Below are 24,601 nucleotides of genomic sequence, written 5' to 3'. Positions count from 1 at the left end.
GGGGGCAAATATCACAGAATCAGAGTGAAAATGACAAAAAAGAAAAAATAGTACAAAGGAGTCAGCTGTGTGACCACCTTGTCGGAAGGAGAGATACTATGAATGCAGAAAGCAATGAAGCGCTTCCTGTTAGTGAGAAGTATATGCTCACCATCAAGGAGGCAGCAGCTTATTTTAATATTGGTATAAAGAAACTGAGAAGAATTGCAGAGGATAACCTTGGAACGGTGGCGGTGTACTGCGGAAACAGATTCTTGATCATCCGCCCGAAGTTTGAAGAATTTATCCTTAATTCTTCAGAAATATAGTTCCTTTTATCTGCCAAAAGTAGTTGCTATTACAGGGCATAAGAGCGAACATAGGATGACCCCGAAAACCCTTGAAAAATAGCCATTTTTGGCAGAAAGGAATGTGATTTTATGGCAAGACCAAGTTTAGCAGAAAAGGATATTTTGAATCCTTCTGAGGCAATTGAATATTTTGTTTTGAGCCGGAGAAAATTTTATGATTTATTGAATAATACGGATGGAGAAGATTTTCTGGCATACTACGGAGAACGAAAGCTGATTCTCCGGGTTGCGTTTGAAAAATATCTACTGCACCATCCAGAGTTGAGGAGACGAGGATAATGGCAAAGGCAGGAAGAGGACAGACAAGGCGGGATTCCAAGCGTAGAGTATTAAGACCGGGAGAGAGTGTAAGAGCAGACGGAAAATATCAATATAAATATCACATTGATGGAAAACCACACTTTGTATACAGTTGGAAACTGGAGCCTACGGACAAACTTCCAAAGGGCAAAAAGCCATGTCTGTCGCTTAGGGAACTGGAAAAACAGGTAAACACAGATTTGGATTTGCTTGTAAATATCGTAGACGGACAGATGACTGTCTGTGAACTGGTAGACCGATATTTGAAAACAAAGACCGGAGTAAGGCAAAGCACGAAACAGGGATATGTTACAGTACAGAGATTACTTGCAAAGGAAGCATTTGGAAAAAAGACGATACGAAGTGTAAAAACTTCCGATGCAAAGCTGTTTCTTATCAAATTGCAGCAGGAAGATGGCAAAAGCTACAGTTCCATTCATACCATCCGTGGAGTGTTGCGACCAGCCTTTCAGATGGCGGTGGATGATGACATTCTGGTAAAGAATCCATTCGGATTCCAGCTTGCTGGAGTATTGGTAAATGACGCAGTCACAAGAGAGGCAATTTCCAAAGACCAGATGAGAAAATTCCTAAAGTTTGTGCATGACGATGTGGTGTACTGTAAATACTATGAAGTTGTGTACATACTCTTTCATACGGGAATGCGAATATCGGAATTTTGTGGACTGACGCTGAAGGACATTGATCTTGAAAATAGAACCATAAATATCGACCATCAGTTGCAGAGAACATCAGATATGCGATACATCATAGAAACCACAAAGACGGATGCCGGAACAAGAGTATTGCCAATCACGGAGGATGTGGCACAGATGTTTCAGGCAATCATTGAGGATAGAAATGCACCGAAAGTGGAGAAAGCCATAGATGGATATAGCGGATTCCTGTTTTACGATGATAATGGAATGCCGCTTGTGGCAATGCACTGGCAACATCGTTTCAATCATATGGTCGGCAGATACAATGACATCTACCGGGTGCAGTTGCCAAATATCACGCCTCATGTATGCCGACACACGTATTGTTCAAATATGGCAAAATCGGGAATGAATCCAAAGACGCTGCAGTACCTCATGGGGCATTCGGATATATCGGTTACAATGAATGTGTACACGCATATCGGATTCGATGATGCAGAGGAAGAATTGAAACGGATGGAAGAGTTTAGGAAGGCACAGGCAGAGGTTGAGCAGAAGAAAGAGAAACCGATGTCGCAGAAAGTGTTTAAAGTTGTATAATATGGAAATGGGATGACGCTCTGGTATAGACTGGGGCGTTATTTTTGTGGAAAAAAGTAGGTTCAGAGGATATAATATAATCAGGGTGATTTAGGAAGATGGGAAAAGCGGTTTTGATTTCATATGAAAGGAATGGTTGTGAAATGTATTACGAGGAAAAAACAGCGGAGAAGCCAGAAAAATGGCCTGCGAATGCTCGTGAACAGATTTTAGATACATTATGTGAATGTGTAGAAGAATTTAAGAAAAATCCGTCTTATAAGACAAGAGAAGTCCTTTTGTCTTTAACGTGTGAGCATGATTTGAATTTGAATGAGAATTTTGGATTGGTTCGTGTAACCGAGTATGAGGTTGGGATACTGAATTTTCTCTATTTAGTTGGTAATGCATATCAAATATCTTCATTAAAAACATATATATACAATATTATAACGCAGGTAACTAGATTACAGAAAATTACTTCTTGGTTTAATCCTGTGATTAATTGTGATGAAGAAAATACATATCGTGTAATACCATATGAACAGGGGCTTATATTCCCACTGAGATTGTATCACATAGTGTATCAAAAGTTCACAATAGAAAAGAATAAGTCATTTGCAGAACAACTAATAGAAATTGTAGAGGAAACGTTAAAAAGCTGCCAAACGGAAGAAGAGATTGATACCTTGACTCATTCATATACATCTATGTTACTGGATATTAGTAATATGCATGGAAGTAAAAGAGAAAAGTTATGGGAATTTACAAGAGAAGAATTATACAAATTATTAGCAATAGAAGCAAAACTACTTAGAATGAATAAGCAGCCTGCAAACATTCGACCAGTTAAGGGTGTGCTTATGATGATGATAAGCAATTTCATTTTAAAATCGAGAAATGGGTATAACAATGATTATATTTGTAAATATCTGCCAATAGAAGTTGCAAAGAGTAGTATTAGTAATCATCAAATTTGGATGAAGAAAACAGAGCTGCTTAATGATGAGCGAGAGAAAAAAGTTATTCCAGAATTGTTTGAAGATATGTCATGGATTCATTATGACTGGATAAAAGACATTGATTTTTCTGAGACACGAAACTATTATGTGTCATGTTTCAGTAAGTCAATAAATAATAGCCATATGCAAGACGGTTATGGAGAATGTTTGTATGGATATAAAAATGATAGAATTGTGGACCTGATTGGACCTATTGGATTATATACATTGACAAAAAAGGCTGACGCTGACGCAGATTTGCCAGATACTATGAAAAGACCATATATAGCTCAAGTAATAACATTTGATGTTTTATATGACATTGAAGAAGCAAAGACGGAATTACAATACTTATTTAGCGTTATAGACATGTTTGATTTATCTGACAATAATAAGAAAATGTTTTTACAGGAGATATTGCAATATTGGATTCTTTCTGTTAAAGATAGCAAATGGAAAGCTGAAAGAGAAAGAAGATATGTTATTTTTTTATATGACGATTATGAATATATTGAAACAGAATTGGATGATACATTCTTGAAAGTTAAAACATCACTTTTTATTACGCCTGATTTTATTATAGGGAAAAATCCTAGCAAATGGGAAATAATGCGACAACTTGCGGCAAAAAGAAAAGCATTGTTTAGTAAAGAATATCTGTTTTGTGAAAATTGTTTAATGCAAGATCATGATGTGGCAATACATGAGAAACCAGAAAAATGTCCGATATGTGGTTCTAAAAATATAAGGATGATATATCACGAGAATGCTTAGTAGTAAGAAGCTTCATTTTACTACCAATTTTACTACTAACAGGTAGTAATAACTTGCTCAATCTTGCTCTGATTTGCCACAATCTGTAATTTCAGAGCATATCACAATAACCCCGGAAACCCTTGCAAAACGGGGCATTCCGGGACAAATCAAGGAGAAACAAAACTATGATTAAAGTACTTTTCGTATGCCACGGCAACATCTGCCGTTCCACCCTAGCCCAAAGTGTCTTCACCCATAAAGTCGCATCCCAAGGGCTTTCCGCCCACTTCCTTATCGACAGCGCCGCCACAAGCACCGAAGAAATCGGCAATCCACCGCACCGGGGGACGGTGAATAAGCTGAGGAAGGTTGGAATTCCTCTGGTGCCGCACCGGGCGCGGCAGGTGACGTGGGCGGATTATGAGAAATTTGATTATATCATAGGTATGGACAGTGCCAATATCCGAAATTTAAACCGGATGCTGAAAGGCGATCCGGAGGGGAAAATATATAAATTTCTTACATTTGCAGGTTCAGACCGTGACATCGCGGATCCGTGGTATACGGGTGATTTTGACGCGACGTATGAAGATGTTCTGGAGGGCTGTGTGGGTTTTCTGGCATATCTGAAAGAACAGGGACAGATATAACCAAAAGTTTGATGAGTATCCATTTCAGGTTAAGATGGAAGGAACGGATTGTTTCTGCTGCAATTTATCAGTGTGCTGGAGGAACATCCGGGCGATTCGTGGATTAAAAAATATATTTTCCCGGGCGTAATGGTTCTAAGTCTCTGGGAAATGATTTCTTGTGGTTCAGCAGATGGATTTTATATCCTGGATATGGAAAATCTACGTCTGCACCAGATTTTATTTACAAAAGGAATTAATAATGACTTGTCGATGACACGCTGGTATTAATAAGTGGAGTGCTTTTTTATTTCCAGCTGAATCCGTTCGCAGAGATCCTTGACCGTGACAAGCTCGATAAAATCCGTTTCCGGAATATCGATCTCGAAGCAGTCTTCGATCTCTGTGATAAAGTATACGATCAAAAATGAATCCAGCCCCAGATCGTCGATCAGGCGGTCAGCCGATGTCAGCGGGCGGGTGATTTCTACGTATTCTGATAGAATGTCTTTTATTTCAACCAGGATTTCTTCCTGCGTCAGTTCGTGTTTCATGAGAAGTTCCTCCTAATATATGTGATTCATGCAGCTATTTTTATTGTAAATTTAACATAGAATCTGTGTTTGAGAGATGATTCTATCTGTGTGTTTATTTTATCATGAAACTGCCCGCTTGAGTAGATATATCCCTTAAAATAGGAGGAGCCGACAGGAACGGACTCCTGTCGGCGTAGGTATGAAAAAGTATATTATGAAAGGTCTTTTGCCTTTACGCGTATTACTATATCGAAAAAATGTGATAAAAGTATGTTCGGAATGTGAAGAAATCATAAATTTCGGAAAATATTTTGGAAGTGGATGGGGGAATAAAAATGACACGCAGATATAAGTTTGTGCAATTTTATTCATAAAAATGAAAATATATGCGTGAAATTTCTGAAAAAGATAGAATGTAAAAAGGTAATATGATATAATGAGCGCAAGTGAGCCAGAGAGCTGCTTGCAGATTTATGGCGAACGGCGAATCGTGATATAATATGAACACTTACAGAGAACTTGTCAAATCTAGTGTGAGTTATAGATGAACATTTGATGAATCTGGGATAAAGGAGAAAAATAATCAAAATAAAGATTCAAAAAAACATATCTACAAAGAAGAAGGCAGAACATCAGGCGGATGCAAAAGCATTTGCCGGAACGGGTTCAGAAAGGACAGGGAACGATGCGGGCGTTTACATTTGAAAATGCGACAAAGATTTATTTTGGCGGAGGCTGTGTGAAAGAGCACCTGCTGGAGGCGGTGAAGCCGTATGGGGAAACGGTGATGCTGGCATATGGCGGCGGCTCGATCAAGACGAATGGCATTTATCAGGAAGTGATGGATGTCTTAAAGCTGGCTGGAAAACAGGTGATAGAATTTTCAGGCATCATGCCGAATCCGACCTACAGCAAGGTGATGGAAGGGAAAAAAGTCGTACAGGAAAATCAGGTAGATCTGATTCTGGCAGTGGGCGGCGGTTCGGTCATGGACTGCAGCAAGGCGATCTCAATGGCGGCTGCGACGGACAAGGACGTCTGGAAGGAATACTGGATCAAAAAGGGCGAGATTGATTTTGAGCCGGTTCCGGTGGGCGTGATTGTGACCGTGGTCGGCACTGGAAGCGAGGTCAACGGCGAGGGTGTAATCACCCATGAGGAACAGAAAATTAAGACGAGCCGGAATTATCCGCGCTGCAATCCGGTGTTTGCGATGATGGACCCGAAATATACCTACACGGTTTCTCCACTCCAGACGGCAGCGGGCGGTTTTGATATGCTCAGCCATGTGATGGAGACATATTTCAGTGCACCGGATGAGGATAATCTTTCGGATGCGATCTCGGAGGCGTTGATGCGGAGTATTATTGCGAACCTGCCGGTGGCGATCCGGGAACCGGAAAATTATGAGGCGCGCAGCAACCTGATGTGGGCGTCCACGATGGCGGAGATTGGCATTATCAAATTAGGAAAACAGTGTGATTTTGAGGCGCATATGATTGAACATCAGATGGGGGCTTACACGGACTGCAACCACGGCATGGGACTTGGCGTGATCCATCCGGCGTATTATCGTCGAATTTGCCGGGACGGCATCAAGAAATTTGTGAAATTTGCCGTAAATGTCTGGGGAATGTCACCAGATGGCGGCGATGAGGAAGAACTGGCATTTGGCGGAATTGACGCATTGCAGGCGTTTATTCATGAGATTGGTTTGCCGGGGACGCTGCGGGAACTGGGGATCACAGATCAGAGCCTGCTGAAAACGATTGCTGATTCATGTATCCGCAATGACGGCGGGTATCGGCAGCTGACGCACGCGGAAATCTTGGATATTTTGGAAGAGTGCTATTAGTACAAAGGAGGAAAATCATGCCACACATTGCAATATCTATGTACCCGGGACGGAGCCGGGAAGAGAAGGCAGCGCTGGCTGAGAAGGTCAGAACGCTGGTATCAGAAGAATTAAAGAAGGATCCGAAGGTTGTGACGGTATCGGTTCATGATGTACCGGCTGAGAAATGGCAGGAACATTTGGATGCGATTCCGGGCGAGGAGAGATTCTATTAGAAGTCTAAGTCGGGGTTGCAGAAAGAGGCAAAAGATCATCAGACGATGGATAATATACCAATGGATAATATAGCTCAAGCAGTGTCGAAAAAATAAACTGCAAAAGATATATAATAATGAATAAAAAAGAACGGACTGTTCATAAATAGACAAAAAAGCATAGGATGTAGAGAATAGATATTTGAACTGTGCCGGTTTACAGAGTATCATCTGTAAACCGGGCAGAAAGAAGCACATTTACGCGCATTACTTAGTGGATTTTGTCTGTATGAACAGTTTTTTTGCAGCATTTTATAATTGAGAAAATATTTCATTTACTCCTTTTAAATTCCCACAAATATTTCTTGACATTTCCCAGTTACATTCATATAATGAACATATGAACAATGATTCATATAAATAAAAATATTTCAAAGAAATCTTGATAAAATCCTGCAAACTGCTTTCACGAAAGAGGCAGTTTGCAGGGCAGAAACGCGTAGCATGAAGGGAGAAATCGGATGGCAATTCATGATGTAGAGTGCTGTGAGGAGTGTGCTGTTCACGATGAGGTTGTGCAGTCGGTCCGGGGAATGCTGCCGGATGACGATGATTTGTATGATCTGGCGGAGCTGTTTAAGGTATTTGGTGATTCGACGCGGATCCGGATTTTGTTTGTGCTGTTTGAGTCGGAGATGTGTGTCTGCGACATTGCACAGCTGCTTAATATGACGCAGTCGGCGATTTCGCATCAGCTTCGGATTCTCAAGCAGTCGCAGCTTGTCAAGAGCCGACGGGACGGAAAGTCGGTGTTCTATTCGCTGGCAGACGACCATGTTTACCGGATTATCAACCAGGGCTTTGAGCATATTAAAGAATAGCAAGTTCCTTGAATGATGATAATGGATTGAATGAATGTGAAAGCGGTGCTATCTGTAAAGAAAAAAATTGCAGGTCTCGAAAAGCAAACATTAAAAATTTATAACTCAATAAAAAGAGGAGGATTATCATGAAGAAGAAATTTAAATTAACTGATCTGGATTGTGCAAACTGTGCAGCAAAGATGGAGGATGCGATCAAGAAGCTGGATGGAGTCAATGATGCGAGTGTCAGCTTTATGATGCAGAAAATGACGATCGATGCGGATGACGCACGTTTCGACGAGATCATGAAAGAGGTTGTAGAAGTGTGCAAGAAGGTGGAACCGGACTGCATTATTAATATGTAAAATTGGAAAAGGCATAATCGGATCAAAAGCTGCTTTTTAAAAGAATAAAATCAGATTGTGTAATGCACAGAAGGGCAAAGTAAAAAGATATAGGCAAATGAGCTGTGCCGGCACATTTTCCTATATCTTTTTTTCTGGGAATGTGTTTCCAGAATGAAGGGAGGCTTTATGAATCAGAAGCAGAAAACGATGCTGAAGCGGATCGTTGCGGCGGCAATCGTATATATCGCGGCGGCAGCAGCGAAAAAAATGAATGTATTTGCCGGAATGCCGCAGCCGTGGACAGAGTTAGTCGTATTTTTAATTCCGTATCTGATTATTGGATGGGATATTGTATACAAGGCGTTCCGGGGGATTAAAAATGGTCAGGTGTTTGATGAGAATTTCCTCATGACAGTAGCGACGTTCGGGGCGTTCGGTGTGGGCGAGTTTTCTGAGGCGGTTGCGGTTATGCTGTTCTATCAGGTTGGCGAGCTGTTTCAGAGTTATGCGGTCAACCGTTCGCGCCAATCGATCAGCGATCTCATGAATATCTGTCCGGAATATGCCAATATTGAAAAAGATGGACAAATAGAGCAGGTCGATCCGGATGATGTGGAAGTGGATGACATCATCGTGGTACAGCCGGGAGAGCGGATTCCGCTGGATGGCGTGGTGGTAGAGGGTGAATCGATGATCGATACCTCGGCGCTGACTGGTGAATCGGTACCGCGCCGTGCGGCAGCCGGGGATGAAATCATCAGCGGATGTGTCAATGGCAGCGGGCTTCTGCGGGTGCGCGTGACGAAAGAATTTGATGATTCGACGGTGGCGCGGATTCTGGAGCTTGTGGAGAATGCCAGCAGCAAGAAGGCGAAGGTGGAGAACTTTATCACCCGGTTTGCCAGATATTATACGCCGGTAGTCGTGATCGCGGCGGTTGCTTTGGCATTTGTGCCGCCGATTGTGCTGGGCGGAGAATTTGGCGAGTGGATTCAGAGAGCTTGTATTTTCCTGGTAATTTCCTGCCCGTGTGCGTTGGTGATTTCGGTTCCGCTTAGCTTCTTTGGCGGCATTGGTGCTGCATCCCGCATCGGTGTGTTAGTCAAGGGAAGCAATTATCTGGAGGCAGTTTCGGAGCTGGATACGGTTGTATTTGATAAGACAGGCACCCTGACGAAGGGCGAGTTTAAAGTGACGGAGCTGTATCCGGCGGGAATCAGTGAGGATGAGCTTCTGGAGCTGGCGGCGTATGCCGAGAATTATTCGACGCATCCGATCGCGGAATCGATACGGGAGGCGTATCGTGAGAGAAAAGGCAGTTTGGCAGAAGCAGAAACTCAAAAGGCGAATGCGGGAACAGCGGAAATCGTTCTGGATGCTGACAATGACACAATAAAAGAGGTGCAGTCCAAAGAGGGTGTGCAGGGAGTAGTACGCAAACCCCTGATCGACTTAACCCGCATCGGTGAAACCAACGAGATTTCCGGTCATGGTATCGAGACAACGATCGACGGTCACAAAGTTCTGGCGGGTAATGGACGCCTGATGAAGAGTAAAAATATACCGTATCAGGAATGCGACGGCATCGGCACTGTGATTTATCTGGCAAAGGACGGAAAATTTGCCGGAAGTATCCTGATTGCCGATACGATCAAGCCGGAGACGGAGGATGCGATCCGTGGACTGAAGGCGGCTGGAATCCGCCGTACTGTTATGCTGACGGGCGACCGGAAAGCGGTCGGCGAGGCGGTGGCTGCGAAGGTTGGCATCGATCAGGCGTACACGGAGCTGCTTCCGGCGGATAAGGTGCAGAAGGTCGAGGAGATGCTGGCGGAGATGACCGGAAAGCGGAAGCTGGCATTTGTCGGCGACGGCATCAACGATGCACCGGTTCTCTCCCGCGCAGATGTCGGTATTGCAATGGGAAGCATGGGAAGTGACGCGGCGATCGAGGCGGCGGACATTGTCCTGATGGATGATAACCCGGCGAAGATTGCAGGTGTGGTTAAAATCGGACGCAAGACAATGGCAATTGCGCACCAGAATATCGTGTTTGCCCTGGCGGTTAAGGCGGTTGTGCTTCTGATGGGCGCGGCTGGAGTGGCGAATATGTGGGAAGCCGTGTTTGCGGACGTCGGTGTTTCCGTCATTGCAATTTTAAATGCGATGAGGGCATTAAGAACTAAATAATCGGTAATATCAAAAAGCTATGGCGGAAGGAATACTTGATGGTTCCGGAAACTGTAGCTTTTTAAATTTGCGGCTCTAAGGGATTTATATATAAAACCAATATTTGCAAGTGGTAAAAGAATAGGAATAAGAAAGAAATCAAGGCTTGGAAAAGATAAAATGCTGGGAATCATACAGGATTTCCAAAATAGTTGTAATAATCCTTAATAAAATAGTAATTGAATCTGACGGAAGAATGAAGTATGATCAAATACCATAGGATATTAGACGGAAAGGAAGGAACAGGATGAAAAAATGGATGAAAACGGCGCTTGTCCTGGCTGCAGCGGTCTGCCTGAGTGTGGCGGCTGCGTTCACAGCACTGGCGGCGCAGACGTTTCAGATAACCGCTTCGATCGGCTCCTGTCTGATTGGTTCGGGGCAGAATACAGTGGATATTTCACTTTCAAGCAACGGTGATACAACGGGGACGGACGGAAAGATTTATCTGTTTGAATTGCGGCCGTATGAGTCGGAGATTGGAAGCCGGACTGATTATGTCAGCAGCGTAGGCGCAGGGGAGACGAGGACCGTCTCGATTCCTTTAAACAAGGGAACTGCCCAGGACCGCCTTTACAGCCGGTTTGTTCCGGCAGTGTTTGACGGAACTGCATTTACGGCAGTTGGCGCGGCACATTATATCACAAATCCGGAGGTGGTTGCATCCAATCAGGATGCGTTTAAGACGCCGCTGACGAAAAAGGGCTTGAATATCCAGTTAAATATGCTCAACGATGCATTTACACTGGGCGTCAAACATGTGGCGGTCAATATCGCATTTTCCCAGTTTTTAGGAAGTGGCATTGATTATGAGTACGATGGAAAAACGTATCATTTTAATAAGTCGGTGGTTGAAAATTATGACAAGGTGATCAGTACATATATCGGAAAAGATATATCTGTGACGGCGATCGTTTTAAATGACTGGAATGACGCGCACCCGGAACTGGTTCATGCGGGAACTGCGAAATCTTCGAGCGCCAATTATTATATGTTTAACACGAAGACACAGGAAGGATTTGAGACAACGCGTGCGATCTTCGCGTTTTTGGCGGATCGTTACAGCGGCAAGAATCATAATTCAAATTATGCGAAGATTTCCAACTGGATTCTGGGCAATGAGATCAACAACCAGATTTGGAACTACATGGGACCGGCAGATTTGAATACATATGTATCCACGTATCAGCAGGCATTCCGCACGTTCTACACGGCGATCAAGAGCACAAGTGCGAATGACCGGGTTTATTTTTCACTTGATTTCTGGTGGGGAGCTCCGTATGAGAACCTGAACGATCAGGTGCATTATACGGGCAAAGGCATTGTTGATACGTTTAACGCCCTGGCAGTAACGGAAGGTCAGATGGACTGGGGCATTGCCTACCATCCGTATCCGTACCCGATGACGGAACCGGAATTCTGGGATGATCCGGCAACGGGGCTGGTAACCGAGAGTGCAGATTCACCGATTGTCAACTTTGCAAACCTGCATGTACTGACCGATTATCTGAATCAGGATTCGATGAAGACAGCATCTGGCGAGGTGCGCCATGTCATTCTGACGGAGGAAGGATTTACTGCACAGAGTCTGACGCGCGGCGATGTGTCGGATATCCAGGCGGCGGCATTTGCATATTCTTACTATATCGTAGACAGCAACCCGTATATCGACGCGTACATTCTGAGTCGTCAGGTCGATGCGCCGTCAGAGGTAAGGGCAGGCTTAAGCTTCGGTCTGTGGTCCTGTGATATGAATCAGGGCAATGAGATTGTAGCGGTAAAGGATCGAAAGCTCTGGAGAGTTTTCCACGACATTGATCAGAAGAGATACACGCTGGAAACTTCGAATTTTGCAAAATCAATCATCGGAATTAATAAGTGGTCGGATGTGATTCCGAACTTCCGGTGGAAGTCTCTGGAACAGTAGCGGATGGTAGACACAGACTTGTAGAACAAAAACTATAAGAAAAAAGTATAAATAAAAAAGTGCCTTTCTTCTCGAAGAAAATTTCTTGAGAGGAAAAGCACTTTTTTTAGAAAATAAACGTATCTGATGTATCGGAGAACCGGGAGTCTCAGATACCATAGATGGTTTGCTGGATTTTGTCTCCGAATCCTGCCGATTTTATCAGATCTTGAGTTCTTATCAGATCTTATTGCTCTGTCTCCAGATATGCATCTTCTCAGCTTCCTTGATCAGCTGATCGCGGAACTGCGGATGTGCAACGGAGATGATAGCCTCGCATTTCTGCCAGGTTGCAAGACCCTTTAAGTTTACTTTACCGTACTCGGTTACCAGGTAGTGCAGGTTTGCACGTGTATCGGTTACGATGGAACCCTGATTTAAGGTCGGGAGAATACGGGACTGCAGCTCGCCAGCCTTGTTCTTGAAAGTGGAGGAGCAGCAGATGAAGCTCTTTCCGCCCTTGGACAGGTAAGCGCCCAGAACGAAGTCAAGCTGTCCGCCTGCACCGCTGATGTGCTTGATTCCTGCGGACTCTGCATTTACCTGACCGAAGAGGTCGAGGTCAACCGCGTTGTTGATGGACATGAAGTTGTCCAGGGCTGCGATGGTGCGGACGTCGTTGGTGTAATCAACCGGAGCACTCATGCAGGCCGGGTTGTTGTTTAAGTAGTCATACAGTTTCTTGGTACCAGCGCCGAATGCGTATACCTGACGGCCTTTGTCCAGTGCTTTGTGAGCGCCTGTGATCTTGCCGGCTGCGGCAATATCAACGAATGCGTCAACGTACATCTCGGTGTGAACACCCAGATCCTTTAAGTCAGATTTCGCAATCAGGGAACCAACTGCGTTCGGCATACCGCCGATACCTAACTGTAAGCAGGCACCATCCGGGATCTCGTCTACGATCAGTTTTGCAACTGCTTCATCGACATCAGTCGCTGCTGCGCCGCCTCCCATCTCTGCGATGGTCGGGTTGCTGCCCTCTACGATCATGTCTACGTTGGAGATATGAACGCCGTTCTCAAATCCGCCGAGGCAGACCGGCATATTTTCATTGACCTCTACGATGACAACCTTGGAAGTCTCGCAGCAGGCTGCCATATGGGAAGCATTTGGTCCGAAGTTGAAATAACCGTGCTCGTCCATCGGAGCAACCTGGAATACAGCTACATCCGGTTTGGTTGCGGACTCACGATAGTATCTCGGAAGCTCGGAATAACGGATCGGAGCATAGAAGCTGAATCCCTGTGCGATTGCCTTTCTCTCGATACCGCTCATGTGCCAGGAGTTCCAGGTCATATGAGCTGCCGGGTTTTCGATCTTGAAGATCTCCGGTACCCACATCAGGATACCGCCGCGGAAGTTTACATTCTCCAGTTCCGGAAGACGTTTTGCGATAGCAGCATCGACTGCTACCGGAGTGCCGGTGGTCCAGCCATAGTCAACCCAGTCGCCAGATTTAACGACGGAAGCAGCTTTTTCAGCGGAAACCAGCTTTTCTGCATACAGTTTCTTGTAATCCATACTTATTCACCTTGTCCTTTTTAATAATATGAAGAAGTCCGTACAAATGCGTGATTCGGACATCCCCCGTTGTTTATCAGTGTATCATCTCCACTACCCCTTGTCAACGAAAGAGGCGGAGGACAAAATAGGGGAAAATGACGACATATTCATATTTATGAATTACAGATATAAGTGTATGTAAATGGAAGAGAAATGAGTTTGTCTATTAATTCACAAACAAAATACCATGTTGGTTATAATGCCAGAGAAGATCACTTTTATTGAGAAAACGGAAGAAAAAAATTGTGCATTCCGCCTAAAGACGATCAAAACGATGTAGAAATAAGTGGATTGTACGCGGAAAAATGAGAATCTTAAATCTTTATAAATCCATTGATAATTATTTGACAGGAGCCGCGTGGGGTGTTAAGATACAAATACACTATCATATTTATCACTATTTTACTATTTACTGCAGTTGTGTTATTTACGTGGTGGATCATTTTCAAGGAGGATTTTTTCAATGTCTAAGAAAGTCGTAATTGCAAGTGCATGCCGTACCGCAGTAGGTTCTATGGGTGGCCAGCTCAGTACTGTTCCAGCAGCTGAGATGGGTGCCGTAGTTATCAAGGAGGCTCTGAAGAGAGCAGGCGTTGCTCCGGAGCAGGTTGATCACGTATACATGGGATGTGTTATCCAGGCTGGCCTTGGTCAGAACGTAGCACGTCAGATGTCTCTGAAAGCTGGTCTTCCGGTAGAAGTTCCGGCAGTTACCCTGAACGTGGTTTGCGGTTCTGGTCTGAATGCTGTAAACGCAGCAGCAGATATGATCCTTGCAGGCGATGCTGACATCGTAGTAGCTGGTGGTGCAGAGAACATGTCCGCAGCTCCGTATGCTCTGATGAAGGCTCGTTACGGATACCGTATGAACAATGCGACCATGATCGACACCATGGTAAATGACGCTCTGTGGGATGCATTCAACGATTACCACATGGGTATCACCGCTGAGAACATCTGCGATCAGTGGGGTATCACAAGAGAAGAACTCGATGAGTTTGCAGCAGCTAGCCAGCAGAAGGCTTGCGCAGCTATCGAGGCTGGACGTTTCAAAGACGAGATCGTTCCGATCGAAGTTAAGAAGAAAAAAGAGACTGTTATCGTAGATACCGATGAGGGTCCGCGTCCGGGTTCCACTGTAGAGGTTCTTGGCAAGCTTCGTCCGGCATTCAAGAAAGACGGACGTGTAACAGCTGGTAACGCTTCCTCCATCAACGATGGTGCAGCAGCTGTAGTTGTTATGAGCGAAGAGAAAGCAAAAGAACTGGGTATCAAACCGATGGCTACATGGGTAGCAGGCGCTCTGGGCGGTGTAGATCCGAGCATCATGGGTATTGGACCGGTTGCAGCTACCAAGAAAGTTCTGAAGAAGACAGGCTGGAAGGTAGAAGACTTCGATCTGATCGAGGCAAACGAGGCATTCGCAGCTCAGTCTATCGCTGTAGCTCGTGACCTTGGCTTCAACAAAGACATCCTGAACGTAAACGGCGGTGCAATCGCTATCGGACATCCGGTAGGAGCATCTGGCTGCCGTATCCTGACAACTCTGTTATACGAGATGCAGAAACGTGACGCTAAGAAGGGTCTGGCTACTCTGTGTATCGGTGGCGGCATGGGCTGCGCAACGATCGTTGAGAGAGACTAATCTCTGACGCAGAACCGGAGTCGTCGGGGCTTATCCCCGGCGCTCCGGCTGTTTCTGGTTTTACGTATTTCAATTCAAGAGCTTTTTAGGAGGAACTGGAAGTGGGATTTGTAGACTATGAGGTAGACGGACACGTCGCAGTCATAACTATTAATCGTCCGAAGGCACTGAACGCGTTAAACGAGGATGTGCTGAAGGATATTGAAGCTGCATTTGATGCAGTAGACCTTTCCGAAATTCGTGCAATTATCCTGACCGGCGCAGGAGAGAAATCTTTCGTAGCCGGTGCTGACATCGCTGCTATGAGCGTGATGACCAAGGAGCAGGGCGAGCACTTCGGTAAATTCGGCAACGATATTTTCCGCAAGATCGAAACTTTCCCGGTTCCGGTTATCGCGGCAGTAAACGGTTTCGCACTCGGCGGCGGCAACGAGCTTGCCATGAGCTGTGATATCCGTATCTGCTCGGACAATGCATTATTCGGACAGCCTGAAGTAGGTCTTGGTATCACACCAGGCTTCGGCGGTACACAGAGACTCGCACGTCTCATCGGACCGGGCAAGGCAAAAGAGATGGTATTTGCGTCCCGCAACATCAAAGCGGACGAGGCATACCGTGTCGGACTTGTAAATGCTGTTTATACACAGGAAGAGCTGATGCCGGCTGCGAAGAAGCTGGCAGGCGCTATCGCAAAGATGGCTCCGATCGCTGTCAGAAACAGCAAGAAGGCGATGAACGACGGACTTCAGACTGATATGGATCAGGCTATCGTGATCGAGGAAAAACTGTTTGGCGGATGCTTCGAGACAGAAGATCAGAAGAACGGTATGCAGGCATTCCTTGAGAAACGGAAAGTGGAGCAGTTTAACAATAGATAGTTAGTTAAATTATAGTTGTATAATTTCAGGAGGATTTGTCATGAAAGTTGGTATTATTGGTGCAGGAACCATGGGTTCCGGAATCGCTCAGGCATTTGCCCAGGTAGATGGATATGAAGTATGCCTGTGTGATATTAACGAAGAGTTTGCTTCCAACGGCAAACTGAAAATTTCCAAGAACTTTGAGAAGAGAGTAGCAAAAGGAAAGATGGCAAAAGAGGATGCAGACAAGATCCTTGCCAGAATCCATACCGGCGTTAAGACTATCTGCAGCGACTGCGATCTCGTAGTTGAGGCAGCAATCGAGAACATGGAGATCAAAAAACAGACCTTCAAAGAGCTGGGCGCTATCTGCAAGGAAGACTGCGTATTCGCTACCAACACCTCTTCTCTGTCCATTACTGAGATCGGTGCAGGTCTTGACCGCCCGGTTATCGGTATGCACTTCTTCAACCCGGCTCCGGTTATGAAGCTGGTTGAGGTTATCGCAGGCTTAAACACTCCGGCAGAGATTGTTGACAAAGTTAAGAAGATCTCTGAAGAGATCGGCAAGATCCCGGTACAGGTAGAAGAGGGCGCTGGTTTCGTAGTAAACCGTATCCTCATCCCGATGATCAACGAAGCTATCGGTATCTACGCTGAGGGCGAGGCTTCTGTAGAGGGTATCGATACCGCTATGAAGCTGGGTGCTAACCATCCGATGGGACCGCTTGAACTGGGCGACCTGGTAGGTCTGGACGTTGTTCTGGCTATCATGGAAGTACTTCAGTCTGAGACTGGTGACCCGAAGTACCGTCCGCAGCCGCTTCTTAGAAAGATGGTTCGCGGCGGCAAGCTTGGCCGTAAGTCTGGCGAAGGCTTCTACAAGTACAACTAATATGTACATAAGTCTGGCTTCTTGACCAGATGAAAACATAATAGAGTACCAGATTTTTAAGAACCGCAACGGGGCGGCGCTTAAAGCCGCCTCTTAAGCGTATATAAGAAAATGATGGAGGAATAGACACATGGATTTTACATTAAGTAAAGAGCATGAAATGGCGAGAAAGTTATTCCATGACTTCGCCGAGAACGAAGTAAAACCTTTGGCACAGGAAGTTGACGAGACAGAGCACTTCCCGGAGGAAACCGTTAAAAAGATGCAGAAGCTTGGCTTCATGGGCATCCCGGTTCCGAAGGAGTATGGCGGACAGGGCTGTGATCCGTTAACATACGCTATGTGCGTTGAGGAGCTTTCCAAAGTTTGTGGTACTACCGGCGTTATCGTATCTGCACACACATCTCTGTGCTGCGATCCGATCCAGACTTTCGGTACTGAAGAGCAGAAACAGAAATACCTGGTTCCGCTTGCTAAGGGCGAGAAGCTTGGTGCTTTCGGTCTTACTGAGCCGGGTGCTGGTACAGATGCTCAGGGTCAGCAGACCAAGGCTGTATTAGACGGCGACGAGTGGGTATTAAACGGCTCCAAAGTTTTCATTACCAATGGTAAAGAGGCTGACATTTACGTTATCATCGCTGTAACAGGCGTTGTTGAAGTAAAGGGCAGAAAGAAAAAAGAGATCTCTGCATTTATCGTAGAGAAAGGAACTCCGGGCTTCACCTTCGGTACCAAAGAGAAGAAGATGGGTATCCGTGGATCTGCTACATACGAGCTGATCTTCACAGATTGCCGTATCCCGAAAGAGAACCTGCTTGGCCAGAAGGGCAAAGGTTTCCACATCGCTATGCATACCCTGGATGGCGGACGTATCGGTATCGCTTCCCAGGCACTTGGTCTTGCAGAGGGCGCTCTTGAGAGAACTGTTGATTATGTAAAAGAGAGAAAACAGTTTGGTCGTGCTATCGGTCAGTTCCAGAACACTCAGTTCCAGCTGGCAGATATGGCTACCAAAGTTAAAGCAGCTCAGCTCCTTGTTTACAGAGCAGCCGTTGCTAAGAAGACACAGAAAACCTATTCTGTAGAAGCAGCTATGGCTAAACTGTATGCAGCAGAGGTTGCTATGGAAGTTACAACCAAGGCTGTACAGCTTCACGGTGGTTACGGCTACACGAGAGAGTACGACGTAGAGCGTATGATGCGTGATGCTAAGATCACTGAGATCTACGAGGGTACATCTGAGGTTCAGAGAATGGTTATCTCCGCTGATCTGTTAAAATAATTCAGTCTGCAGAGAAATCAGAACAATCTCAGTCCTAGAGAAAAAAGAAAAAAATAAGGAGTGAAAATACCGTGAAAATTGTAGTTTGTGTAAAACAGGTTCCGGATACCAAAGGCGGAGTTAAATTTAACCCGGATGGTACTCTTGACAGAAGCGCAATGCTGGCAATCATGAACCCAGATGATAAAGCAGGTCTGGAGGCAGCGCTTCGCTTAAAAGATCAGTATGGTGCAGAAGTTACCGTAGTTACTATGGGTCTTCCGAAGGCTGAAGAGGTTCTTCGCGAGGCTATGGCTATGGGCGCAGACAATGGTGTTCTTGTAACTGACCGTGTACTTGGTGGTGCAGATACCTGGGCTACTTCCCAGACAATCGCAGGCGCACTTCGCAACCTGGATTATGACTTAATCATTACTGGCCGTCAGGCTATCGATGGCGATACCGCTCAGGTAGGTCCGCAGATCTCCGAGCACCTTGGCCTTCCGGTAATCAGCTACGCTCAGAAGATTCGTGAAGTAAACGAAGCTGAGAAATACATCGTAGTTGAGCGTCAGTATGATGATAGATATCATGTAGTAAAAGCACAGCTTCCGTGTCTTTTAACCGCTCTTGCAGAGTTAAACGAGCCGCGTTATATGACTCCGGGCGGAATCTTTGATGCATATGCAAAAGAGATCACCGTTTGGGGCAGAAAAGATCTGAAAGATGTTGAGGATTCCAACCTTGGTCTGAAGGGATCACCGACACAGATCGCAAAAGCTTCCGATAAGGTAAGAAAGGGTGCTGGCGAGAAAGTAGAACTTGATCCGGCAGCTTCCGCAGATTATATCGTTGGCAAACTGGCAGAGAAACACATTATCTAATTATTTTATAGAAAAGAGTGGTGAATAAGATGAACAACTTAGAAGCATATAAGGGCGTATTTGTCTTTGCACAGCAGGTGGATAATGTTATCAGCAATATCGCTTATGAGCTGATTGGCAAAGGTAAAGAATTAGCAAAAGATTTAGGAGTAGAAGTAACCGCTGTTTTAGTTGGTTCTGACGTTAAGGGTCTTGCAGATCAGTTAGCAGAGTACGGCGCAGATAAGGTTATCGTTGTAGACGATCCGGAATTAAAAGAGTACCGTACAGAGCCGTACACACATGCAATCGCATCTGTTATCAAAGAGTTCAAACCGGAAATCTTCCTGATCGGTGCAACTGCAATCGGTCGTGACCTTGGTCCGCGTGTTTGCGCTAGAATCCATACAGGTCTGACTGCAGACTGTACAAAACTTGATATCGGCGATTTCCCGATGAATCCGGTTCCGGGTAGAGAGACAAAGCACAATCAGCTGCTTATGACTCGTCCGGCATTCGGCGGCAACACCATCGCTACCATCGCTTGCCCGGATTTCCGTCCGCAGATGGCAACCGTTCGTCCGGGTGTTATGCAGAAGGCTCCGAAGGAAGCTGGCAAAAAAGCTGTTGTTACTGAGTTCAATCCGGGATTCACAAAGAACAACAAATATGTTGATATTCTGGAAGTTGTTAAGGCTGTATCCAACACCGTTGATATCATGGATGCTAAGATCCTTGTATCCGGCGGCCGTGGCGTAGGAAGCCCGGAGAACTTCAAGATTCTGGATGATCTGGCAGAGGCTATCGGCGGTACCGTAAGCTGCTCTCGTGCAGTTGTAGATGCTGGCTGGAAACCGAAGGATCTTCAGGTAGGTCAGACAGGTAAGACTGTTCGTCCGAACGTATACTTTGCAATCGGTATCTCCGGTGCTATCCAGCATCTGGCAGGTATGGAAGAGTCTGACATCATCGTTGCTATCAACAAAGATGAGTCTGCTCCGATCTTCGATGTTGCTGACTACGGCGTAGTAGGTGACTTAAACAAGATCGTTCCGATGCTGACTGAGAAGATCAAAGAAGCAAAAGCAGCAGCTAAGAACAACTAATTAAAATAGGAAGAGAAATCTTCTTAGCATATAGCAGTAGAGTTTTGTATGTTTTTCTCTGATAAATATATGAGACAGCGCCGGCTGGACGGATTTACTCCACCCAGTACTCCGCAGTCCCGTGCCAGCGAGTAAAGAGAACCCTGTTTCCGAGGTGATGAACCTGGGAGGCAGGGTTTTTTTGTTTCATAGGAAATTGCGTCCTATGAAACAAAAAACGCTCCGCGAGGATGCGCACTCGCGCGAAGCAGAAATATGTCGCAAGCGACCGCGCTCGGCGCGAGAATGTGCCAAGGCACATTTTTTATTCTGGTCAAAAACACTTGACAGATTAAGGGGGATTACCCGTATAATAGAGTGTCTGGAATATAGATATGATTTATCTGCTATATAAGAAAATACAGGTTACTGTTCACGGGTAGGCACTTTTGGAACCGAAAGCGCCGTAAGAAAACGTGGTGGCGGCAGGAATTTGCCGTATTTAAATGAGAAGCCACGGCAAATTCCGTTACTGGGCACGTATGCGTGAACAGTAACAAATACAGGATGGTATGATTTATGTTATTTAGTTCCCTTGTGTTCCTATGGTATTTTTTGCCAGCGGTATTTTTGCTTTATTTTATAACAAAAAATCTGCATATCCGCAATGGCGTCCTTCTGGCTGCCAGCCTCTTTTTTTATGCGTGGGGCGAGCCGAAGTATGTGATTCTGATGCTTGTTTCGATCGGGCTGAATTATTTCTTTGGATTGTGGATTGGGAGGATGCAGAGTAAACGCAGAATGCGCCTTGCTGTTACAACCTGCGTGTTTTTAAACCTCCTTCTTCTGGGCTATTTCAAATATTTTAACTTCGCAGTCGAGATTGCAAATTCTCTGTTAAGCCGCTTTGCGGGCGGCGCACATACCCTTTCTTTCCGCGAGATTGCTCTTCCGGTCGGAATATCCTTCTACACGTTTCAGGCGCTTTCCTACGTGGTGGATGTGTACCGGGGGACGATTCAGGCGCAGAAAAATATCTTTCATCTGGCGCTCTATATTTCCTTCTTTCCGCAGCTCATCGCGGGACCGATCGTCAAGTATCACGATGTCTGCGAACAGATTGGGAACCGGCAGTGTACGGCGGAGGGGATGGCGTATGGAATCAAGCGCTTTTCCTACGGACTGGCGAAAAAAATGTTGTTTGCTAATACCTTTGCGGCGACGGTGGACTGGATGATGGAGAAACCGCTGGCACAGCTGGGAACGGTCAATGCGTGGATGTTGGCGGTTTTGTACACACTTCAGATTTATTTTGATTTTTCGGGATATTCGGATATGGCGATCGGATTGGGAAAAATGTTTGGATTTGATTTTATGGAGAACTTCAATTATCCGTATATCTCTACCTCGATCCGCGAGTTCTGGAGACGCTGGCATATTTCACTCTCGACCTGGTTTAGGGAATATCTTTATATCCCGCTGGGCGGCAACCGAAAAGGGCAGGTGCGGACGTATGTTAATCTGCTGATTGTCTTTTTTGCGACCGGGCTCTGGCATGGCGCTGGGGCAACCTTTATCATCTGGGGATTGTACCATGGGCTGTTTCTGGTGGTGGAACGCATGGGACTTGGGAAGCTATTGGAGAAGAACTGCTTCCGGGGACTGAATCACATCTATACGACGTTGGTTGTAGTGGTTGGCTGGGTGTTCTTCCGCGCCGATACGCTGGCGGATGCGAAAGTGATCCTGCATCAGATGTTTACCTGGGAGAACGGCATCTATCCGGCGTCGCTGTTCGTGAATCGGAAAGTGATTTTTCTTGCGGTGCTGGGCGTGCTGCTTTCGGGCATCGTGCAGAGTATATGCCCGAAGCTGCGGGAGCATTTGTATGAGAAAGAAGTGACAAAGACAGTGGATATTGTGATTATGGCTGTGCTGCTGTTTTTGTGTACCATGTATCTCGTCAGCAGCACATATAATCCGTTTATTTATTTCAGGTTTTAGATCCAGCCGCCGTCCAGTTGAATTATCTGTCCCGTTAAATAGGAGTCCTCGCTCCCCAGCTGGTATGCCAGTTTTCCGACTTCCTCGGCACGCCCCATACGTCCTGCTGGAATTTCTTCCAGCAGGGCATTCCGTTCTTCTTCATCGAGAAACTGGTTCATTTCGGTGTCAATAGCGCCGCAGGCGATCGCGTTGACCTGGATGCTGCTCGGCGCAAGTTCCTTCGCGAGGGCGCGCGTCATGGCGTTGATGCCGCCTTTGGTGGCAGAATAGGCGACTTCGCAGGAAGCGCCGCAGATGCCCCAGACGGAGGAAATATTGAGAATGCGTCCCGATTTGCGTGACACCATCATCGGAATGGCGAGGCGGCAGCAGTTGAAGACGGAGGTCAGGTTGGTATTGAGAATGTGGTTCCACTCGTCCGGCGTCATATCCTGGAACAGACCGATGTAGGAAATCCCTGCATTGTTGACGAGGACATCCAGGGAACCGAAGCGCTCCCGGATCGCGTCAAACAGGCGGGAACAGCTCTCAAAATCGCCCGCATCGCCCATCCAGGCAAGGCAGGAAACGCCCAGCGCTTCGATTTCGCGCTGGGTCTTTTTTAATTCTTCTTCCCGCCTCAGGCAGGTAATCACGACATCCCAGCCATTCCTGGCGTAGGTTAATGCAATCGCTTTCCCGATTCCGCGGGAAGCGCCGGTTACGAGGATAGTTTTATGATTCATGGCAGTAAACTCCTTATATGCGTATATTTGATGATACCAGGGTCAAAAGGTCAGAAGTTCGACGCAAGCTTGCTTGCAGGAGAATTTTTGACCTTGGGACCCGCCAAAAACATGAGTAAGTAGCCATTTTTCAAAGAAAAATGAGCGAATTGCGAATGTTTTTGAGAATTGCGGGAGCACGCAGTGCAGAGCAATTCGGTATCAGAGGGGTCAAAAGCTTTTGACCCCAACATCATATTTGATTGAATTATAGCATGTATTTAAAATTCATGAAATAGTTTCATTTTTCCGCCTGTCATAAAATCGTAAGAAATTTTCATCCATTTTTTGCTCTTCTGAGTGTTTTACAGCATTGTATGAAAGTGCCAAAATGTGTTATACTAAAACCAAATGGATCTGACACAGCGATAGAGCGGATCAATTACCGAACAGATTCGGAAGAAAGGGACTGTATACCATGTATGATATAATAATCATTGGTTCCGGACCAGCTGGCTTGAGTGCGGCGATTTATGCACAGCGGGCGTGTCTGGACACGATTGTGATAGAGAAGAATGGAATCAGCGGCGGACAGGTGCTGAATACCTGGGAGGTGGACAATTATCCGGGATTTCCGGGTGTGACCGGCTTTGAGCTTTCCAGACAGTTCCGGGAGCATGCAAACAAGCTGGGAGCAAGAGTTGTACAGGATGAGGTCGTGCAGGTCGAGCTTTCAGGAAACGTGAAGAAAGTAGTCTGCGAGGAAGAGACGTATGAGGCACGCTGTGTGATTCTGGCATCCGGAGCACATCACAGGACGTTGGAGGTGCCGGGAGAAGAGGAACTTCGCGGGGCAGGCGTTTCATACTGCGCGACCTGCGACGGGGCATTTTTCCGGGGAAGGACGGTTGCCGTTGTGGGCGGCGGCGACGCGGCGCTGGAAGATGCAATTTTTCTTGCGCGGATGTGTGAAAAAGTATATATCGTCCACCGCAGAGACAAGCTTCGCGGGGCAAAACGGCTGCAGGAGCGCTTACAGGCGCTTGAAAATATTGAATTTGTCTGGAACAGTGAGACGGCTGCGATTGAAGGAAATGGTCAGGTGGAGGCATTGCGGCTGAGACAGACCCAAACCGGAGAAGAGAGGCGGCTGGACGTGGATGGCGTCTTTATTGCGGTCGGAATCGCACCGGAGAGTGAGCTGTATGCGGGTCAGTTAGAGCTTGATGAGCAGGGCTATATCCGGGCGGATGAGAGCGGTCAGACGAGCGTTCCGGGCGTATTTGCAGCCGGAGATGTCCGGACCAAGGCGCTGCGCCAGATTCTGACAGCGGCATCGGACGGTGCAAACTGCGTGGCATCTGCAGAGCGATATCTTCAGGCATAACTCATTTTTAACATAGAAGAAAACAGAGTAACTGTTTAGTAGGTCTGCGCATTTACTGCGCTGA

General features: G+C 46.0%; 22 protein-coding genes and 1 pseudogene. 20 read left to right on the top strand and 3 right to left on the bottom strand.

What is annotated here, in order from left to right:
• Positions 1 to 98: 98 nt before the first annotated feature.
• The 6 genes and pseudogenes from DXC57_RS08685 to DXC57_RS08660 all read left to right on the top strand — a co-directional run.
• Positions 99 to 308, top strand: coding sequence for an excisionase (locus DXC57_RS08685; RefSeq protein WP_118378557.1), 210 nt, complete (start codon positions 99 to 101; stop codon positions 306 to 308).
• Between the two features lie 111 nt (positions 309 to 419).
• Positions 420 to 629, top strand: coding sequence for an excisionase (locus DXC57_RS08680; protein WP_118652097.1), 210 nt, complete (start codon positions 420 to 422; stop codon positions 627 to 629).
• A complete protein-coding gene (locus tag DXC57_RS08675) occupies positions 629 to 1,909 on the top strand; it encodes a site-specific integrase (protein WP_118652095.1) in 1,281 nt (426 codons plus the stop codon). Before DXC57_RS08680 ends, DXC57_RS08675 begins: the two co-directional genes overlap by 1 nt.
• Before the next feature lie 98 nt (positions 1,910 to 2,007).
• Positions 2,008 to 3,663, top strand: coding sequence for a hypothetical protein (locus DXC57_RS08670; RefSeq protein ID WP_118599388.1), 1,656 nt, complete (start codon positions 2,008 to 2,010; stop codon positions 3,661 to 3,663).
• Between the two features lie 167 nt (positions 3,664 to 3,830).
• Positions 3,831 to 4,295 carry a low molecular weight protein-tyrosine-phosphatase gene (locus DXC57_RS08665; RefSeq protein WP_118472572.1) on the top strand — a complete coding sequence of 155 codons (465 nt, stop codon included), beginning with the start codon at positions 3,831 to 3,833 and terminating at the stop codon, positions 4,293 to 4,295.
• Positions 4,296 to 4,340: 45 nt separating this feature from the next.
• Positions 4,341 to 4,565: pseudogene (locus DXC57_RS08660) on the top strand (SAM-dependent methyltransferase); the annotation flags it as partial.
• On the opposite strand, the gene DXC57_RS08655 reads toward DXC57_RS08660, so the two are convergent.
• Positions 4,562 to 4,828, bottom strand: a complete 267-nt coding sequence (locus DXC57_RS08655) for a phosphopantetheine-binding protein (protein WP_107001355.1) — start codon at positions 4,826 to 4,828, stop codon at positions 4,562 to 4,564. The pseudogene DXC57_RS08660 and the gene DXC57_RS08655 overlap by 4 nt on opposite strands.
• 667 nt (positions 4,829 to 5,495) lie before the next feature.
• Between DXC57_RS08655 and DXC57_RS08650 the strand changes: the two genes are divergently transcribed.
• The 6 genes from DXC57_RS08650 to DXC57_RS08625 all read left to right on the top strand — a co-directional run bounded on the left by DXC57_RS08650 (position 5,496) and on the right by DXC57_RS08625 (position 12,225).
• Positions 5,496 to 6,665, top strand: a complete 1,170-nt coding sequence (locus DXC57_RS08650; protein ID WP_118652206.1) for an iron-containing alcohol dehydrogenase — start codon at positions 5,496 to 5,498, stop codon at positions 6,663 to 6,665.
• 17 nt (positions 6,666 to 6,682) lie between these two features.
• Complete coding sequence (locus DXC57_RS08645) at positions 6,683 to 6,880, top strand: tautomerase family protein (protein ID WP_117796107.1); 198 nt, start codon at positions 6,683 to 6,685, stop codon at positions 6,878 to 6,880.
• 500 nt (positions 6,881 to 7,380) lie between these two features.
• A complete protein-coding gene (locus DXC57_RS08640) occupies positions 7,381 to 7,740 on the top strand; it encodes a metalloregulator ArsR/SmtB family transcription factor (RefSeq protein WP_022358591.1) in 360 nt (119 codons plus the stop codon).
• 128 nt (positions 7,741 to 7,868) lie between these two features.
• Positions 7,869 to 8,087, top strand: a complete 219-nt coding sequence (locus tag DXC57_RS08635) for a cation transporter (protein ID WP_022358590.1) — start codon at positions 7,869 to 7,871, stop codon at positions 8,085 to 8,087.
• 168 nt (positions 8,088 to 8,255) lie between these two features.
• Positions 8,256 to 10,259, top strand: coding sequence for a heavy metal translocating P-type ATPase (locus tag DXC57_RS08630; RefSeq protein WP_117796105.1), 2,004 nt, complete (start codon positions 8,256 to 8,258; stop codon positions 10,257 to 10,259).
• Between the two features lie 286 nt (positions 10,260 to 10,545).
• Positions 10,546 to 12,225 (top strand): DUF5722 domain-containing protein, encoded by a 1,680-nt coding sequence (locus tag DXC57_RS08625; protein WP_118652093.1) that lies wholly within the window; start codon positions 10,546 to 10,548, stop codon positions 12,223 to 12,225.
• A 219-nt stretch (positions 12,226 to 12,444) separates the two neighbouring features.
• Here the strand turns inward: DXC57_RS08625 and DXC57_RS08620 are convergent, their stop codons facing one another.
• Complete coding sequence (locus DXC57_RS08620; RefSeq protein ID WP_118472575.1) at positions 12,445 to 13,788, bottom strand: butyryl-CoA:acetate CoA-transferase; 1,344 nt, start codon at positions 13,786 to 13,788, stop codon at positions 12,445 to 12,447.
• Between the two features lie 505 nt (positions 13,789 to 14,293).
• Here DXC57_RS08620 and DXC57_RS08615 point away from each other — a divergent pair.
• The 7 genes from DXC57_RS08615 to DXC57_RS08585 all read left to right on the top strand — a co-directional run bounded on the left by DXC57_RS08615 (position 14,294) and on the right by DXC57_RS08585 (position 22,443).
• Entirely contained in the window at positions 14,294 to 15,475 is a 1,182-nt protein-coding gene (locus DXC57_RS08615) for an acetyl-CoA C-acetyltransferase (protein WP_107001360.1), read from the top strand.
• A 101-nt stretch (positions 15,476 to 15,576) separates the two neighbouring features.
• Positions 15,577 to 16,353 (top strand): enoyl-CoA hydratase-related protein, encoded by a 777-nt coding sequence (locus tag DXC57_RS08610; protein ID WP_022358585.1) that lies wholly within the window; start codon positions 15,577 to 15,579, stop codon positions 16,351 to 16,353.
• A gap of 40 nt (positions 16,354 to 16,393) precedes the next feature.
• A complete protein-coding gene (locus tag DXC57_RS08605; RefSeq protein WP_118652091.1) occupies positions 16,394 to 17,230 on the top strand; it encodes a 3-hydroxyacyl-CoA dehydrogenase NAD-binding domain-containing protein in 837 nt (278 codons plus the stop codon).
• Between the two features lie 130 nt (positions 17,231 to 17,360).
• Complete coding sequence (locus DXC57_RS08600; RefSeq protein ID WP_107001362.1) at positions 17,361 to 18,512, top strand: acyl-CoA dehydrogenase; 1,152 nt, start codon at positions 17,361 to 17,363, stop codon at positions 18,510 to 18,512.
• Positions 18,513 to 18,583: 71 nt separating this feature from the next.
• Positions 18,584 to 19,375: an electron transfer flavoprotein subunit beta/FixA family protein gene (locus DXC57_RS08595; RefSeq protein ID WP_022360638.1), complete on the top strand. Its 792-nt coding sequence runs from the start codon at positions 18,584 to 18,586 to the stop codon at positions 19,373 to 19,375.
• A 29-nt stretch (positions 19,376 to 19,404) separates the two neighbouring features.
• Complete coding sequence (locus DXC57_RS08590; RefSeq protein WP_022360637.1) at positions 19,405 to 20,460, top strand: electron transfer flavoprotein subunit alpha/FixB family protein; 1,056 nt, start codon at positions 19,405 to 19,407, stop codon at positions 20,458 to 20,460.
• 609 nt (positions 20,461 to 21,069) lie between these two features.
• Entirely contained in the window at positions 21,070 to 22,443 is a 1,374-nt protein-coding gene (locus tag DXC57_RS08585) for an MBOAT family protein (RefSeq protein WP_347501922.1), read from the top strand.
• Here DXC57_RS08585 and DXC57_RS08580 read toward each other — a convergent pair.
• On the bottom strand, positions 22,440 to 23,171 hold the full coding sequence (locus DXC57_RS08580) for an SDR family oxidoreductase (protein ID WP_118652087.1): 732 nt from the start codon (positions 23,169 to 23,171) through the stop codon (positions 22,440 to 22,442). The genes DXC57_RS08585 and DXC57_RS08580 overlap by 4 nt on opposite strands.
• Before the next feature lie 448 nt (positions 23,172 to 23,619).
• Between DXC57_RS08580 and trxB the strand changes: the two genes are divergently transcribed.
• On the top strand, positions 23,620 to 24,537 hold the full coding sequence (trxB, locus tag DXC57_RS08575; protein ID WP_118652085.1) for a thioredoxin-disulfide reductase: 918 nt from the start codon (positions 23,620 to 23,622) through the stop codon (positions 24,535 to 24,537).
• The last annotated feature ends 64 nt before the right edge of the window (positions 24,538 to 24,601 follow it).

This window comes from Clostridium sp. TF06-15AC, assembly GCF_003481165.1.
GTDB classification, from domain to species: domain Bacteria; phylum Bacillota; class Clostridia; order Lachnospirales; family Lachnospiraceae; genus Otoolea; species Otoolea fessa.
This window is presented reverse-complemented; position numbering and strand designations above follow the sequence as displayed.

Coding starts and splice junctions, on each gene's coding strand:
- DXC57_RS08685 (WP_118378557.1), top strand. CDS start 99: ATGAATGCAGAAAGCAATGAAGCGCTTCCTGTTAGTGAGAAGTATATG.
- DXC57_RS08680 (WP_118652097.1), top strand. CDS start 420: ATGGCAAGACCAAGTTTAGCAGAAAAGGATATTTTGAATCCTTCTGAG.
- DXC57_RS08675 (WP_118652095.1), top strand. CDS start 629: ATGGCAAAGGCAGGAAGAGGACAGACAAGGCGGGATTCCAAGCGTAGA.
- DXC57_RS08670 (WP_118599388.1), top strand. CDS start 2,008: ATGGGAAAAGCGGTTTTGATTTCATATGAAAGGAATGGTTGTGAAATG.
- DXC57_RS08665 (WP_118472572.1), top strand. CDS start 3,831: ATGATTAAAGTACTTTTCGTATGCCACGGCAACATCTGCCGTTCCACC.
- DXC57_RS08655 (WP_107001355.1), bottom strand. CDS start 4,828: ATGAAACACGAACTGACGCAGGAAGAAATCCTGGTTGAAATAAAAGAC.
- DXC57_RS08650 (WP_118652206.1), top strand. CDS start 5,496: ATGCGGGCGTTTACATTTGAAAATGCGACAAAGATTTATTTTGGCGGA.
- DXC57_RS08645 (WP_117796107.1), top strand. CDS start 6,683: ATGCCACACATTGCAATATCTATGTACCCGGGACGGAGCCGGGAAGAG.
- DXC57_RS08640 (WP_022358591.1), top strand. CDS start 7,381: ATGGCAATTCATGATGTAGAGTGCTGTGAGGAGTGTGCTGTTCACGAT.
- DXC57_RS08635 (WP_022358590.1), top strand. CDS start 7,869: ATGAAGAAGAAATTTAAATTAACTGATCTGGATTGTGCAAACTGTGCA.
- DXC57_RS08630 (WP_117796105.1), top strand. CDS start 8,256: ATGAATCAGAAGCAGAAAACGATGCTGAAGCGGATCGTTGCGGCGGCA.
- DXC57_RS08625 (WP_118652093.1), top strand. CDS start 10,546: ATGAAAAAATGGATGAAAACGGCGCTTGTCCTGGCTGCAGCGGTCTGC.
- DXC57_RS08620 (WP_118472575.1), bottom strand. CDS start 13,788: ATGGATTACAAGAAACTGTATGCAGAAAAGCTGGTTTCCGCTGAAAAA.
- DXC57_RS08615 (WP_107001360.1), top strand. CDS start 14,294: ATGTCTAAGAAAGTCGTAATTGCAAGTGCATGCCGTACCGCAGTAGGT.
- DXC57_RS08605 (WP_118652091.1), top strand. CDS start 16,394: ATGAAAGTTGGTATTATTGGTGCAGGAACCATGGGTTCCGGAATCGCT.
- DXC57_RS08600 (WP_107001362.1), top strand. CDS start 17,361: ATGGATTTTACATTAAGTAAAGAGCATGAAATGGCGAGAAAGTTATTC.
- DXC57_RS08590 (WP_022360637.1), top strand. CDS start 19,405: ATGAACAACTTAGAAGCATATAAGGGCGTATTTGTCTTTGCACAGCAG.
- DXC57_RS08580 (WP_118652087.1), bottom strand. CDS start 23,171: ATGAATCATAAAACTATCCTCGTAACCGGCGCTTCCCGCGGAATCGGG.